Consider the following 331-nt stretch of genomic DNA (forward strand, 5'->3'; position numbering starts at 1 on the left):
AACCCAATTAAAATTTTAAAACAAGATATGAAATAATATAAGAAAAAATAAATGTATAAAAAAAACAGTAAAGTAATGTTGCATTAAAATAATTCTAACACATAATATTAACATCTTAAAATAATATATATATACTAAAAAATGGCGTCCCCGGTTGGACTCGAACCAACGACCCTTTGGTTAACAGCCAAATGCTCTAACCGACTGAGCTACGGAGACACACATATATCTAGAAAAAAGTTTGGCGATTACCGATTTTCCCTAGATGAACTCTAAGTATCTTAGGCGTAAACAGACTTAACTGCCGGGTTCGAAATGTAACCGGGTGTAT

General features: G+C 32.3%; 1 tRNA gene and 1 rRNA gene. Both read right to left on the reverse strand.

The features are described from left to right. Positions 1-142 precede the first annotated feature (142 nt). Positions 143-219 (reverse strand) — tRNA-Asn (locus EII29_RS11690). Between the two features lie 20 nt (positions 220-239). Beyond that, positions 240-331: ribosomal RNA gene (gene rrf, locus EII29_RS11695) — 5S ribosomal RNA — on the reverse strand; the annotation flags it as partial.

Origin of the sequence: Leptotrichia sp. OH3620_COT-345 (assembly GCF_003932895.1) — a bacterium.
GTDB lineage: Bacteria > Fusobacteriota > Fusobacteriia > Fusobacteriales > Leptotrichiaceae > Pseudoleptotrichia.